The organism is Cohnella phaseoli (assembly GCF_003386235.1).
Classification (GTDB): Bacteria; Bacillota; Bacilli; order Paenibacillales; family Paenibacillaceae; genus Cohnella; species Cohnella phaseoli.
In genome coordinates, this window is record NZ_QRDZ01000009.1 from 21000 (window position 1) to 35074 (window position 14075).

Annotated in this window: 12 protein-coding genes; 9 read left to right on the forward strand and 3 right to left on the reverse strand. The window is 55.6% G+C overall.

The genetic code is table 11. From position 1 onward, the window contains the following. Positions 1-84 precede the first annotated feature (84 nt). On the forward strand, positions 85-2187 hold the full coding sequence (locus tag DFP98_RS12970; RefSeq protein ID WP_116061026.1) for a sensor histidine kinase: 2103 nt from the start codon (positions 85-87) through the stop codon (positions 2185-2187). On the opposite strand, the gene DFP98_RS12975 is transcribed toward DFP98_RS12970, so the two are convergent. Beyond that, complete coding sequence (locus DFP98_RS12975) at positions 2184-2531, reverse strand: helix-turn-helix domain-containing protein (RefSeq protein WP_116061027.1); 348 nt, start codon at positions 2529-2531, stop codon at positions 2184-2186. The two genes, DFP98_RS12970 and DFP98_RS12975, sit on opposite strands and share 4 nt — an antisense overlap. Before the next feature lie 145 nt (positions 2532-2676). Between DFP98_RS12975 and DFP98_RS12980 the strand changes: the two genes are divergently transcribed. The 8 genes from DFP98_RS12980 (at position 2677) to DFP98_RS13015 (ending at position 12054) form a co-directional block, all read left to right on the forward strand. Further along, positions 2677-2946: a hypothetical protein gene (locus DFP98_RS12980; protein WP_116061028.1), complete on the forward strand. Its 270-nt coding sequence runs from the start codon at positions 2677-2679 to the stop codon at positions 2944-2946. Positions 2947-3094: 148 nt separating this feature from the next. Continuing rightward, positions 3095-4351, forward strand: a complete 1257-nt coding sequence (locus tag DFP98_RS12985) for a serpin family protein (protein ID WP_116061029.1) — start codon at positions 3095-3097, stop codon at positions 4349-4351. 192 nt (positions 4352-4543) lie between these two features. Beyond that, the gene (locus tag DFP98_RS12990; protein WP_116061030.1) at positions 4544-6055 is read left to right on the forward strand and encodes an MFS transporter; all 1512 of its coding nucleotides are present in this window, start codon (positions 4544-4546) and stop codon (positions 6053-6055) included. Positions 6056-6156: 101 nt separating this feature from the next. Further along, positions 6157-6768: an acyl-CoA-like ligand-binding transcription factor gene (locus tag DFP98_RS12995; RefSeq protein WP_181917660.1), complete on the forward strand. Its 612-nt coding sequence runs from the start codon at positions 6157-6159 to the stop codon at positions 6766-6768. Positions 6769-6849: 81 nt separating this feature from the next. Next, the gene (locus DFP98_RS13000; protein ID WP_116061032.1) at positions 6850-7200 is read left to right on the forward strand and encodes a metal-sensitive transcriptional regulator; all 351 of its coding nucleotides are present in this window, start codon (positions 6850-6852) and stop codon (positions 7198-7200) included. A gap of 339 nt (positions 7201-7539) precedes the next feature. Next, positions 7540-7743 (forward strand): copper ion binding protein, encoded by a 204-nt coding sequence (locus tag DFP98_RS13005; protein ID WP_116061033.1) that lies wholly within the window; start codon positions 7540-7542, stop codon positions 7741-7743. Positions 7744-7771: 28 nt separating this feature from the next. Continuing rightward, positions 7772-10213, forward strand: coding sequence for a heavy metal translocating P-type ATPase (locus DFP98_RS13010; protein WP_116061034.1), 2442 nt, complete (start codon positions 7772-7774; stop codon positions 10211-10213). 146 nt (positions 10214-10359) lie between these two features. Next, a complete protein-coding gene (locus DFP98_RS13015) occupies positions 10360-12054 on the forward strand; it encodes a methyl-accepting chemotaxis protein (protein WP_116061035.1) in 1695 nt (564 codons plus the stop codon). 161 nt (positions 12055-12215) lie between these two features. Here DFP98_RS13015 and DFP98_RS13020 read toward each other — a convergent pair whose 3' ends face one another. Continuing rightward, positions 12216-13166 carry a helix-turn-helix transcriptional regulator gene (locus tag DFP98_RS13020; protein ID WP_116061036.1) on the reverse strand — a complete coding sequence of 317 codons (951 nt, stop codon included), beginning with the start codon at positions 13164-13166 and terminating at the stop codon, positions 12216-12218. Positions 13167-13268: 102 nt separating this feature from the next. Beyond that, positions 13269-14030, reverse strand: coding sequence for an MBL fold metallo-hydrolase (locus DFP98_RS13025; RefSeq protein ID WP_116061037.1), 762 nt, complete (start codon positions 14028-14030; stop codon positions 13269-13271). Positions 14031-14075: the final 45 nt, after the last annotated feature.

A 14075-nucleotide genomic window follows, 5' to 3' on the forward strand; every position in this document is an offset into this window, starting at 1 on the left:
TGACGAGGAATCAATGCACCGTTACAATGACGTTCGAAACCTATTTGCATCGGACTGACATGGAACAATAGAGGAGAGGGAAATGTGACATCGGGAAAAGCGGTAATGCCGATCGGCCGATGGTATGCGTATGCGGCGGCCCTGGCGGCCGTAGCGCTGCTGCTGGCAGTGTCGGCCGGGTGCGCGCCATCCCCCCGCGGGAGCGGGCCGGAGGAGCCTCGTGCCGAGAAAGGGGTTATCGATCTGACCGAATGGCCGTGGGATGAGGAAGGAACCGTTCCGCTCGACGGCGAATGGAACTTCCGTTGGCTGGAGCGCGCACAAGAGGCGACAGGGGATTCTTCCTATCGCGATACGACGTTGAACATGCCCGGAACGTGGGGGGCTACGGAGCCCGGGGACGGCAAGGAGTTGGACGACATCGGCTACGGGATATACCGGTTGACGATTTTGCATCGGCCTATGAACGAGATGATGGCCATTCGATTGCCGAACATTTCGACTTCCTATGAGCTCTATATCGGGGGCAAGCTGGTGCACTCGCGCGGTCATCCCGATATTGACGAGCGGCTGTCCATCCCGCACCAAGTGCCGGCGACCGTTCATTTCAGCGCACCCGGCGACCGGACGGAGCTCAAGCTTGTCGTCGCCAACTACGACCACCGGCACGGCGGCATCCGCACGTCGATCGTGATGGGCACGTCGGAGCAAATTCAGCGGCTGCAGCTCAGGCATGCCGCACAGCAGCTTATTATTATGGGCTGCTTGCTGATGATCGGATTTTACCATCTCGGGCTGTATATTTTGCGTCGCAAGGAGACCGCCAACGTGCTGTTCGCCTTGCTCTGCCTGTGCGTCGGACTAAGGACGGGGCTGATCGGGGAAGGCTTTATCGTTCGCTGGCTGCAGGGCATGAGCTGGGAGACGGCGATCCGGCTGGAATACGCGGCGTTCGTCATGGCGGCGTGGGCGGGTTTCGGCTACTTCTGCAAAATGTATCCCATCGAGCTGAAGAAGGTTTGGTTCAAAGCCGCTACCGGCTGCGGAGCCGTGTTAATTCTCGTTGCCGCCGTTGTGCCGCCTCTGTCGTTCACGTCGTGGCTGATCGTCAACCAGCTCTATGTGCTTCTGTTCAGCGGGCGGGCGCTAGCCGGTTTAGTCGCGGCGGCGCACCGGAAACGGGAAGGGGCGGTGCTGGCGCTGATCGGCGTCGCGGGACTTGTCGTTACGATTGTCAACGACATCCTGTTCTACAACGGGTGGTCGCGTTCGATCGACCTGCTCCCGTTCGGCCTGCTATTCCTGATCGTTATGAATTCGTTCATCATCTCGCGCAGGTTTTCGCTGACCTACGACAGGGCGGAGCAGTTGTCTGCTCAACTGATCGAATGGAACAGCTCATTGGAAAATAGAATCGAGGAGCGGACGGAGGAGCTGCGGCGTTCTTACGTTACGCTGGAGGAAGCCAAGACCGAGCTAGAGAGAATAGAGCAGGCGAGAACCCGCTTGGTCAGCAACATTTCCCACGATTTGAGAACGCCTATAACGCTGTTGCGAGGGTATTTGGAGGCGCTTAGAGACGATGTCATCTCCGAGCCGGAGCAGCGCGACAAGACGATTCGATCGATGCTGTCGAAAGTCGACGGACTGAATTCTCTTATTCAGGATCTGTTCGATCTGTCCTTGCTGGAAGCGAGAAGGCTGGAGCTGACGCTTGAGAATATTCCGCTGTCGTACTGGCAAGAAAGAATAACGGAGCAATACGGTTTGGAAATGCAAAGCAAAGGTATCCTCTTTAGCTGCGAAATTATCGGAGAAGCCGCCGATACGCTTGTAGCGGTCGATGTCCGGCAGATGGACCGAGTGTTCGCCAATCTGCTCTACAATGCGATTCGCTACACCCCCGAAGGCGGAGAAATCGCGCTTACGCTGCGAACGCTGCCGGAGTCCGGGCGCGTGGAAATTTTGGTCGCCGATAGCGGACCCGGAATCGAACCAGCCGACGTGCCGCGCGTGTTTGATCGATATTATCGAAAGAACCATTCCCGCTCTTCCGGTTCGGGAGGCGGAGGACTTGGGCTGGCGATCTCAAAGGAAATCGTGGATCTGCACGGCGGCCGGATCGATGTCCGCAATTCGGAGGGCGGGGGATGCGTCTTCCGTATCGAGCTTCCTGTCCGTCTCTAGCGGCTGCCGTCCGCGCGCTGCTCCCCGCTCAGGAAGTCCGAGATCAACGAAATGGATTGCTTGCGCTGCTCGTGGCTCATCTGCCGGAACAGCGTAAGAATATCATCCGAGCTCGGCGCGTCGGGCGGATCAAGGGATCGTTTCGGCTGCGATCCTTCAATGATATAATCGAGCGAAACGTCGAAGAAGGCGGCAAGCTTGATCAGAGTTTCATAGACCGGCTGTCTATTGTTAATCTCGTAATGGCTGTATGCGGAGCGCGTAATGCCGATATGGCGCGCCACTTCTTCTTGCGAGATTTTGCGCTGCAGCCGCAGCTTGCGCAATCTGTCTCCCATCGTCATTCGTCATATCTCCTTGATCGGAATTAAATGAACCTAAATTTAATTTATGATACAAAATGTATCATGTCAAGAGGAAGGGAAACGTTTTCTTAAGAAAATAGCTTTATTGATAGGTTTAATGAAACATTGCAGGGGAGGTGACGGTATGAAAACAACGATAATTAGCGCGACTATGACCCGGGACGAGGACAACGGTTACGTCGGACTGATCCGCTTCGCAATCGAAAATCACAAACAAGGCTACGAAGTGACGATTCAGAGCGACAACGGTAAAAACAATTGGAGCTATGCGCTGAACTTTAGCGACGGCGCGGGCAGCGAAGAGGAGATACAAGTGGTGGACGAATGGTTGGAGGAGGACGACGCGTTCTTCGAACAATTCGTTATTGCCGCTAAAAGCGCTTATCGCGAATAATCGCAGTACGTAACAACAAGGGCTGTCGGCCGCGCATCTGAAAATGTGCGGGGCGGCTCTTTCTTTTTTCCAGCGCCGTGATTTTCCTGAACTGCAACTTCTTGCTTCCATTCAACGTCCTGTTGAGTAAAGAAAGGGGGAGCGAGCAATGCGCAAAACAGCATTAGGCATAGGATTGGCGGCCGTATTGGCCTGCTCCGGCTGCGGCAATCGGGACGAAGGGGCCAGCCCGGAGGTGAAAAGCGAACGGAAGGCGAGTGCCTATACGGCTCAAGATGTCGACCCGGCTCTTGTGCAGGCGTCCAATGGCTTCGGATTGTCCTTGATGGAGAAACTGATGGCCGATACGCCTGGCGAGAACGTGCTGCTGTCGCCTTTAAGCCTATCGTCAGCGCTGTCGCTGGTAGCGACGGGAGGCGAAGGGAAAACCGAAGAAGAGATGAGGGGGGCGCTAGGTCTCGGGGAGAGAACCAAAGACGAGATCGGAGCGGGCTACCGGGTATTGGTCGATTTGCTAAGCCATCCGGGCGAAGACGGCGTGGAGATGAATGTTTTCAGCTCCCTGTGGCTGAAGGAAGGCAAGCCGTTTCACGATACCTTCGTTAACAGAAGCCGCAACGACTTTAGAGCGGAAGTCAGTCGAGTTAATTTTGCCGAGCCGCAAACGCTTGAAACGATGAACGAATGGGCGAAGGAAGCGACCGCCGGCCGAATCGAGCGATTGCTGGAAGGGGTAGAAGCGGATGCGGCGATGTACGTTCTGAATGCGGTTTACTTTAACGGCGCATGGACGAAGCCGTTTAGCGCCGAGAAGACGACGGACGGGCAGTTCCATATTTCCGACGGAGAGACCGTTCCCGCGAAGATGATGGCCAACGGCGGCTATTATCCGTATGCGCAGAAGGAGGAGTACGAAGCAATCCGTCTTCCTTACGGCAAACGCGAATCGGCGTATATGACGATCCTGCTTCCGGACAAAGACGTCTCGTTGTCCAAAGTAGCGGCTATGCTGGCCGCGGATCCCGACTTGCTTACAGAGGAATACGAAGTCCGCAAGGGAAGCATAGAAATTCCAAAGCTCCGTCTGGAGTATTCGACCAATGCGACGGACGCGTTGCGGCAGGCAGGGATCATCGAGGCGCTTGAACCGACGCGGGCGGATTTTTCGGCGATGGCGCCGGAGCCGCCGAACTTGTTCATCAGCAAGGTTGCGCATCGTGCGACCCTCAGCGTGGATGAGCAGGGCACCGAGGCGGCAGCGGCGACCGTAATCGAGATGATGGCAGGGGCGGCGCCTGCCGACGAGCCGTTCCAGATGAAGGTCGATAGGCCGTTTATCGCCGCGATCGTAGATCGCGCCACAGGCTGTATTTTGTTTGCCGGTGCGGTATCGGACCTCGGATGAGCTCGATCAATTGAGATAGGAAGAACTGTTTTGTCGATCTTCGCAAGAGGATCGCGGAATAGTTCTTTTTTTTTGTCTAGTGCTGCGGAAATTCAATCGTAAAAAGTGATATTAAATATATATTGACAGTAACTATCAAAAGATATTATATTTCATTATGTTGGAATTAACGCGAAGGAGGCGGTTGGTAAGATGGAAGGCAATGGGAAACGGAAATGGTGGGTGCTCGGATCGCTGACATTCGGCATACTGGCGATCTCGCTGGATATGACGATTTTGAATGTCGCTTTGCCGACCTTGGCGGAGGAGCTGCAGGCTTCGACAGGCGCTCTGCAGTGGATTATTGATTCGTACACGCTGGTACTGGCAGCGATTCTGCTGCCGGCGGGTATGCTGGGGGACCGATATGGGCGCAAAAAGTTTTTGCTGGCAGCGCTTATCGTCTTCGGATTGGCTTCCGCAGGCTGCGCTTTGGCGGATTCTTCTGCGCAACTGATTGCGATGAGATGTTTGTTGGGTCTGGGCGCCGCCTTTATTATGCCTCTGTCGATGTCGATTTTGCCTGTCCTGTTCGAAGGCGAAGAGAGGACTAAGGCGATGATGATCTGGACGATGGCGAACATGTTCGGCATTCCGATCGGACCGATTCTCGGCGGCTGGCTGCTAAAGCATTACGACTGGGGTTCGGTCTTCCTGATCAATCTGCCGCTTGTAGCGGTTGCATTGTTGGCCGTCGGCATGCTTCTGCCGGAATCGCGCAGCTCGTCGGCGCGACGCCCCGACTTCCCCGGCATTCTTACATCGAGCTTAGGTCTTGGAGGATTTACTTACGGCATTATTCGTGCCGGCGAGACAAGCTGGTCGGATCCGCTGGCGTTGCTGGCAATCGCGGCGGGAATGGCGTTGTTGCTTGTGTTCGTTTTGTGGCAACGGAGGGCTTCGCAGCCGCTTATCGAACTTGACTTGTTTCGCTCCTCCCGTTTTACGTGGGGGGCCATACTCTCGACGATGGCCAACTTCGCGATGTTCGGAATCATTTTCGCTTTGCCGCAATTTTTCCAGGCGGTGCAGGGCGCCGATCCGCTGACTACCGGCCTCAGGCTTCTTCCTTTGATTGGCGGTGTCATTCTCGGAGCCAAGGCGGCGCAAAGCTTGTTGGCACGAGCGGGAACCCGCACGATGATCGCTTGCGGCTTTGCCGCCTTAACGGCCGGGCTCGCCGCCGGTGCGCTGACGACGGCGGACAGCGGATTCGGCTTTGCAGCGGTATGGACGACGGTAGCGGGTATCGGACTAGGCATGGCTTTGCCGACTTCCATGGATGCTGCATTGGGCGAGCTCACGGCGGAGAGAAGCGGCGTAGGCTCGGCTTTGATTACGGCGCTGCGTCAGTTCGGCGGCTCGTTGGGGGTCGCGCTGCTCGGCGCGGCGCTGAATGCAACGTACCGATCGCGGTTGGCGCTCGGCGATCTTCCGGAGGCGGCTGTGGAGAAGGCTCAGAAAAGCGTTGCGGCCGGGATGGCTGCAGCCCGGGCGGTCGGCTCCGAGCCGCTGCTGCAATCCGTCAAACATTCGTTTACGGGCGGGATGGGGGTCATGCTTGGATTATGCGGCGGCATCACGTTGCTGGGAATCGCAATGGCCCTTGCGTTTTTGCCGAAACAAAGCGCGCGTCTCGGCACTGCCCGGGAACGGAGCGTCTGATCGGTTGCACGACCGGGCGCCCTCAAGATTTGCTCGTCCTCCTGAAAATGGATACACTTATAAGAAAGCTTTGCGAGTGGACCGGGGGAGGAGACGGAACAGTGACAGCGACAGATTCGGCCAAGCTGGGGCTTCGAGAGCGGAAGAAACTCAAGACAAGGGCGGCGATCCAGCATAATGCGATCCGGTTATTTCTTGAACAGGGTTATCACGAGACGACTGTAGAGCAGATCGCGGAGGCTGCGGAAGTTTCGCCGAGCACGTTTTTCCGCTATTTTCAGACGAAGGAAGCGCTTGTGCTGGAGGACGATTTCGATCCGATGCTGGTTGAGCTTTACAAGAGCCAACCGCGGGACGTTCATCCGATTCAAGCCTATCTGAACGTCATTAAAGAAAGCAAAGCGCGGATTTCAGCCGAAGCCAGGCAGGAGATACGGACTCGAATGGAGATAGTGGCCAAGGTGCCCGAACTGCAGGCGGCCTTGATGGGTCAGATGAACAATACGCTCGATTTGTTCGCAGAACTGGTTGCCGAAAGGCTGGACAAAGGGAAGGACGATCTGGCCGCGCTGGCGATCGCTGGCGCGATGGTCGGAATCGTCATGGGGGCGAACGCCTATTTCTTGCGGCAGCCTGGCGTCGATTTTATCGATGCGATCGAGTCGGCAGTGGAACAATATTGCCGGGAAACATTGGGGATCAAGCAGGGTTAACGGAGGCGTCCGCTCGCGGACCGTTTACAATCATAGGGGATGGGAGTATATTAGTAAGAAAGGGCGAGGAGGGCGATCCGCATGAACATATCAATGGAAGAGCATCAGAATGGCTCGGAGCAAGGAGCGGAATGCTGTTCGGACGGAAGCTCGGGTCGCAAAAGCCATCACTCCGACAAAGTCAAAAACAGCCTGCTTAGCCGCTTGAACCGGATTGAAGGCCAAGTGCGCGGGATCAAAGGCTTGATCGAGAAGGATACGTATTGCGACGACGTGTTAAACCAGATTGCTTCCATTCAATCGGCTTTGAACGGAGTGGGGAAGCTGCTGTTTGAGAATCATATGAAAAGCTGCGTCGTAGAGCGAATTCAAGAAGGCGACATGGACGTCATCAACGAATTGATGACGACGATGAATAAAATGATGAAGTAAGCAAACGGGGCTGAGCTACAAGGCAACCAAGCTGCCGGAAAAGATAATCGATGAACAAGGTACAAGGGGATGTACCTCCTTCCGATGCGATACGCTCCTGAAATGGGAAAGGAAACCCAGGACAAGGTCATTCAGGAGCGCATGAGGCATTTACAGGGGTACACCCCTTGTTTATTTATTGGTCAGCTTAAGCAACTATACTTATGGGACAAACCCCTTTTGTTGATTGCACCAAGGTCATCATCGACATTTTTTCAAAAATGGTGTTGACTAAATATAGGGTAGAGGGGTATACTAAGTTCAAGAAAAACAAACACAAACGAAAGGTTGATGAACTTTATGGCTACAACAACATTAAAAGTCGAAGGCATGAGCTGCCAGCACTGCGTAAACTCGGTCGAGGGCGCTCTGAAGGAGATCGGAGCCGAAGGCAAAGTCGACCTGAAAAACGGCTCTGTGGAAGTTTCCTATAACGAAGGCAGCACGACCATCGAAAAAATCAAAGCGGCGATCGAAGATCAAGGATACGACGTAAAATCTTAATCAGCTGCGGATCAAGGAGTGAGCGACAGTGGAAACGACCGCGACAAGCGAAACCAAACAAACGTCTTGGCAAATTACCGGCATGACCTGCGCCGCATGCGCCAATCGGATCGAGAAGGGGCTCGGCAAGCTGGATGGCGTCTCCGCTGCCAACGTCAATTTTGCGCTGGAGCAGGCGAGCGTGACATACGATCCGGAGAAGATCGGCGTCGACCGCATGGAGGAGACGATTCGCAAGCTCGGCTACGATACGGTTCGGGAGGTCGCGCAGTTCAAGCTGGAAGGCATGACCTGTGCGGCGTGCGCCAACCGAATCGAGAAAGGGCTGGCGAAGCTTCCGGGCGTGACCGGCGTTTCCGTCAACTTCGCGCTGGAATCGGCCCGCGTGGAATTCAACCCGGGCACCGTCTCGATCGGCGATATGCAAAGCAAGGTCAAGCAGCTCGGCTATCAGGCGCTTGTTCGCCAAGACGATGAGAATGCGGAAGCCAGACGGGCGAAGGAAACTCGCAAGCAGCTCAATAAGCTGATCTTTTCGGCCGTTCTTTCGCTGCCCCTGCTGTGGACCATGGTCGCCCACTTTTCGTTCACTTCCTGGATCTATTTGCCGAAGCTGTTCATGGAGCCTTGGTTCCAGCTTCTGCTTGCGACACCGGTTCAGTTCTATGTCGGCAAACAATTTTACGTCGGAGCGTTCAAGGCGCTTCGAAGCGGCAGTGCGAACATGGATGTGCTGGTAGCGCTGGGCACTTCGGCCGCCTATTTCTATAGCTTGTACTTAACGATCGATTGGTATGTCGCAAGCGGGATGCAGCATCACGGTCCAGCTCTGTACTATGAGACGAGCGCGATTCTGATCACCCTCGTGATTATGGGCAAGCTGCTGGAGTCTCGCGCCAAGGGCCGCACGTCGGAGGCGATCAAGTCGCTGATGGGGCTGCAAGCCAAGACGGCGCTTGTCGTTCGCGACGGCAAGGAGATGACCGTACCGGTTGAAGAGGTGCAGATGGGAGATATCGTTCTCGTTCGTCCAGGAGATAAAATTCCGGTCGACGGGGAAGTGCTGGAAGGCGTATCTTCCGTAGACGAGTCGATGCTTACCGGAGAGAGCTTGCCGATTGAGAAGAGGGTAGGGGACTCGGTTATCGGCGCTACGATCAACAAAAACGGGGCCCTCCGAGTGAAGGCGACCAGAGTCGGCAAAGATACGGCTCTTGCCCAGATCATCAAAGTCGTCGAGGAGGCTCAAGGCTCCAAAGCGCCGATCCAACGGGTGGCGGACGTCATTTCGGGCATCTTCGTGCCGATCGTCGTCGGAATCGCCGTCGTTGCCTTCCTGGTTTGGTATTTCTTCGTCGCTCCCGGCGACTTCGCCGAGGCATTGGAGAAGGCGATCGCGATTCTGGTTATCGCCTGCCCGTGCGCGCTTGGGTTGGCGACACCGACTTCCATTATGGCCGGCTCGGGTCGCGCCGCGGAGCTGGGCATCCTGTTCAAGGGCGGCGAGCATCTGGAGCAGACGCATAAAATCGACACCGTCGTTCTCGATAAAACGGGGACGGTGACGAACGGCAAGCCGGAGCTGACCGATGTGATCGCCGTTGGCGACGAAACGGAATTTCTCCGTCTTGTCGGAGCGGCGGAGCTTCAGTCCGAGCATCCGCTTGCGGAAGCGATCGTTGCCGGAATCCAGCGGAAAAATATCCGCATCGCCGCTGCCGAATCCTTCGAAGCGATTCCCGGATACGGCGTTGAGGCTGCGGCGCAAGGAAAACGGCTGCTTGTCGGAACGCGAAGATTGATGGAGCGCTTTAATATTGACGCAAGCGGTGCGTACGAGGCAATGTCCGCGCTGGAGGAGTCCGGCAAGACGGCGATGCTTGTGGCGGTGGATGATCGTTACGCAGGAATGGTCGCGGTAGCCGACACGGTCAAGCCGACGTCGGGAGAAGCCGTTCGCAGACTGAGGGAGCAAGGCATAGAGGTCATCATGATTACGGGAGACAACGAACGGACGGCCAAAGCCATTGCCGCCCAGGTCGGCATCGATCGCGTATTGGCGGAGGTGCTGCCCGAAGGGAAGGCGGAGGAAGTGCGCAAGCTGCAAGCCGAGGGCAAAAAGGTGGCGATGGTCGGAGACGGTATCAACGACGCTCCCGCGCTGGCGACGGCGGACATCGGAATGGCGATCGGCACCGGAACGGACGTGGCGATGGAAGCGGCCGACGTTACGCTGATGCGCGGAGATTTGGCCAGCATTGCGGATGCGATCTATATGAGTCGCAAGACGATGAGCAACATTCGGCAAAATCTATTCTGGGCGCTCGGCTACAATACGCTGGGCATTCCGATCGCGGCGATCGGCCTGCTGGCTCCGTGGGTAGCGGGAGCGGCGATGGCGTTAAGCTCGGTGTCGGTCGTGCTGAACGCGCTGCGCTTGCAACGGGTCAAAATTAAACGTATCTCATGATCGTCAGAGGCGGCTGGAAAAATTTAATTGCCGCCTCTATCCCTCATTTTTACAATTTAAGGATTATTTCTAATAGTGTTTTGAGATTCTCCCTTCTATGATATCAGTATGCAAAGCATAGGATATCTGTCGCGGGGGGAACTTTGATGAGATCGGTCAGAACAAAGCTGTTGGGATCATTCGCAATCGTATTGGTATTCGTGTTTGCGTTTGGTTGGGCAGGGCTGTCGCAAATTAAGCAAGTAAGCAACTATACGGACGAGGTCACCGATCAATGGCTGTTCGGGACGGAAGCCATCCTGCAGACGAACTTGAAGATTGAGCGCTTCCTCAGCAATTACTATCAGATACAGGCCATTAAAGACGACGCGGAGCAATCGAAGCAGCTCGCCGATGCGAGAGCATTGCTCGTAACCGCAATTGATGAAGATATCCAAAAATACGAAAGTACGATATCGGGAGAGCAGGACCAAGTTCATTACCAGGCGCTGGTTCAGGCGTGGAACCAGTTTCAGAGCGATCTGGCCAAGACGGCCGACCCCAGCGCTACCCAAGAAGAAGCCGCTGCAGCCATGGACACCGTATCCAAGTCCTTCGACTTATTAAAGACCCAAATCCAAAATCTTGTCGAGTTTAACCATGAAGGGGCCGTCAACAGCAAGAATGAAAGCGAATCGGTGTATGAAGCAACGTCCAGCGTTCTGTTCTTTCTGGGCATCGGCATTCTGATCGTCGTAGGCGTGCTCGCATGGCTGCTGATTGTCAACCTGACCCGGCCGCTCAAAGCGACAACTACGGTGATGAATAGAATCGCCGCCGGAGATCTTCGGGTCGACTTGCTTCGAAACAATCGTCGGGACGAGTTCGGCGTCATGATGGAGTCGGTAAATAAAACGCTGCTTGCGCTGAGGGACTCAACTCGGCGGATGCAGGAAGCCTCGACTTCGGTGGCGACGGCGTCAGTGCAGCTCAATGCAAGCTCCGAGCAAAATTCGGAAGCGGCCCGGCACGTATCGGAATCGATCAGCCAGGTAGCCGCCGACTCGGAGAAACAAGCGAATACGGCTGCGGAGAGCGGACGGGTGATCGATGAAATGGCGGATGGCGTTCAAAGAATCGCGGAGACGACGGGAGAGGTGTCCGAGCTGTCTCAGCAGGCGGCGCAGCAAGCGAACAACGGCTCCGCCAAAATTCTCGAAGTGTCCGAACGTATTCAACGTTTGTCCGAAACAGTCGAGCAGGCCGGCGCAACGATCAAGCAGCTAGAAGAGCAATCGGCGAGGATCGGCAATATTTCCGGTTTAATCGGTGAGATCGCATACCGTACCAATCTGCTTGCGCTGAACGCGGGGATCGAAGCGGCCAGAGCGGGAGAACACGGCAAGGGCTTTGCTGTTGTGGCGGGCGAGGTGCGTAAGCTCGCATCGCAGAGCGACGAATCCTCCAAGGGCATTATCGAGCTAATCGCCGAGATTCAGAAGGACACGCTCTTAGCCGCGGAGGCAATGAGGTTGAGCTTGCAGGAAGTGCAGGAGGGCGTCCTTGCCGTAGAGCATGCCGAGCAGGCGTTCCAAGAGATCGTCGTTTCGACGGGAGAGGTATCCACCCGAATTCAAGAAGCCGCTGCCGCTGCGGAACAGCTCGCCGCCAGCTCGGAAGAAGTTGCAGCCTCGATTTCCAGCATGGGACATACCGCCCGGCAGACGGCCGGCATGTCCCAGCAAGTGGCGGCTACGACGGAGGAGCAACTCGCATCGAGCGAAGAGATGACGCGTTCCTCGCAGACGCTGTCGGACATCGCCAATGATTTGCAGCAATTGGTACGGAAGTTTACGGTCTAGAGCGATAGAGTACGAAGAGGCTGTCTTAAAAGTAGGTAAGCTCACTTAAGGCACAGCTCACTTGACCAGATCAGCACGAAAATGAAGAAATGGCGACTGTAGGGATTTCATCCCTGAGTCGCCATTTCTTCATTTCGTCCCGCTAACACTTTGATACGCATTCACGTTTCCAGCAAAATGGTGCCGGTCTCCGACAGATCGTAGCCTTGAATCGCACGGAGCTCGTTTAAGTAAGCTTCGGACTTTAAGATGTCCAAAACCGCTTCGATCCAGCGAGCGTTGTCGGGAGATTTTCTCATTACGAGATCGTAACGCTCGCGAATCAGCGGTATAAAAGCGACGCTGCCTACGATAGCCGCCGCTTTTTCGATGCCGATGCCGACGTCCGCTTCACCCAGTCCAACCTTACCTGCGACGGCCAGATGATTGGATTCGATCGTGTCGTATCCGAGCAAGGAAGAAGGGGCGATCCGATGCAGGCGCAGCTGTTCGTCCAGCAGCACTCTAGCGCCCGAGCCGATCTCGCGGTTGACGAGGCGCAGGCCGGGCTTGTCTAGATCCTGCCAGCCTTTAAGGCCGAACGGATTGCCTTGCCGCACGTAAAACCCGGCTTGCCTGGCAAGCAGGTTAACGACAATGTAAGAGGACCCCACCAGAATTTTACGGATATACGGCAAATTATATTCTCCCGTATCCCCGTCAAGCAGATGAGTGCTGACCAGATCGGCCTGTCCCTGATACATCGAGATCAAGCTGTCGAGCGATCCGGCGAAGGAACGCAAGGCTCGAAAACCGGCGGCCTGTTTCTCGATATGTTTCGATAAAATATCGAGGCTCATATCTTGCCCCGTAATGACAAGAGGACGGACGCCCGCGAGCTCTTTCGTCGCAGAACGAATGTGGGGAGGCTCGTCGGTCGAAGCGGCAGAGAGCCCGACGCCCCCCTTGGACTGCCGCTTATAGGCTTCCAGATCCGTTGCGTCCACTCGCATCTGTTTGCCTACCCGATAGGCAGGGAGCTTGCCTTTTTTGATCAGGTCGTAGACGGTCAGCTTTGATATTTTCAACAATTGGGCGATTTCTTCGGTCGTATAGGATTGATCGCTCGACATTTTCCGCGCAGGCCTCCCGTAAGGGCATGATTCACTTATTGTAACATATGGAAGCACAGCACGGTCTTCGGTCCTTGAACGAGGTAGGGGACCGGCTCGCCGTTAATTCTCCTCCGATTGCGCGAGCTTCAGCAGATTCTGCCGTACGTTTCCTTGGTACAGACCGCCGTGATAGCAGACGACCGTCGTAATTTCATAGTCGAGCAGCTTGGTCAACGAATGTCTCGCGAGCTCCGGATCAAGCGTCGTAACCGGGTCCGGTCCGCATAGCTCGCCCGCATCGTTTACCGTTAAAGCGTCGGCTGCAATTAGCGTTTTGCTGGCGCGGTGATACAGACTGAGATGTCCCGGCGTATGACCGGGGGTTGCGATGACAACGATGCCGCCGCAGATGGGCAGCTCTTGACCGTCTTCAAGAGTTTCATGAACGGGAGAGCTTGGCGGGTGCTCGAGCGAATGCCGAAACGCCTGTTTCCACTGGTCGGATACGTTCGCTGGAAGAGAGTTGACGGCTTGCTCAATCGCTTCGGGCGTTATTCTAAGCAGACGAAGGTTACCTTCAATGTAGGGTTTCTCGAACGGGCTGGACATGACCGCGATCTTGCCCTCGAAACGTTGGACAAGAACGGGCAGCGAGCCGATATGATCGATGTCTTGGTGAGAGAGGATAATCCGACTTAGGCCGGAAGAGGGAAGGGCGTATTTCTCAAGCTCGGCGCCGATTAAGTCGGCTTGGCCGGGATACCCCGTGTCGACGAGAACGGCCTCATGTTCGTCCCATAGCAGAACGGGATAAATCGTGTTCGGCTTGCCCATAATGACGGCGGTTAGTTCAATTACAGCGATTCCTGGCGATAAAAGCATCGGTTGACTCCTCCTCGTTATCGCTCCGCATTCGCCTTTGCCGTG

Bases quoted from the DNA above. Each gene is read 5' to 3' on its own strand.
- DFP98_RS12975 (WP_116061027.1), bottom strand. From the start codon at position 2,531: ATGACGATGGGAGACAGATTGCGCAAGCTGCGGCTGCAGCGCAAAATC.
- DFP98_RS12980 (WP_116061028.1), top strand. From the start codon at position 2,677: ATGAAAACAACGATAATTAGCGCGACTATGACCCGGGACGAGGACAAC.
- DFP98_RS12985 (WP_116061029.1), top strand. From the start codon at position 3,095: ATGCGCAAAACAGCATTAGGCATAGGATTGGCGGCCGTATTGGCCTGC.
- DFP98_RS12990 (WP_116061030.1), top strand. From the start codon at position 4,544: ATGGAAGGCAATGGGAAACGGAAATGGTGGGTGCTCGGATCGCTGACA.
- DFP98_RS13000 (WP_116061032.1), top strand. From the start codon at position 6,850: ATGAACATATCAATGGAAGAGCATCAGAATGGCTCGGAGCAAGGAGCG.
- DFP98_RS13005 (WP_116061033.1), top strand. From the start codon at position 7,540: ATGGCTACAACAACATTAAAAGTCGAAGGCATGAGCTGCCAGCACTGC.
- DFP98_RS13015 (WP_116061035.1), top strand. From the start codon at position 10,360: ATGAGATCGGTCAGAACAAAGCTGTTGGGATCATTCGCAATCGTATTG.
- DFP98_RS13020 (WP_116061036.1), bottom strand. From the start codon at position 13,166: ATGTCGAGCGATCAATCCTATACGACCGAAGAAATCGCCCAATTGTTG.
- DFP98_RS13025 (WP_116061037.1), bottom strand. From the start codon at position 14,030: ATGCTTTTATCGCCAGGAATCGCTGTAATTGAACTAACCGCCGTCATT.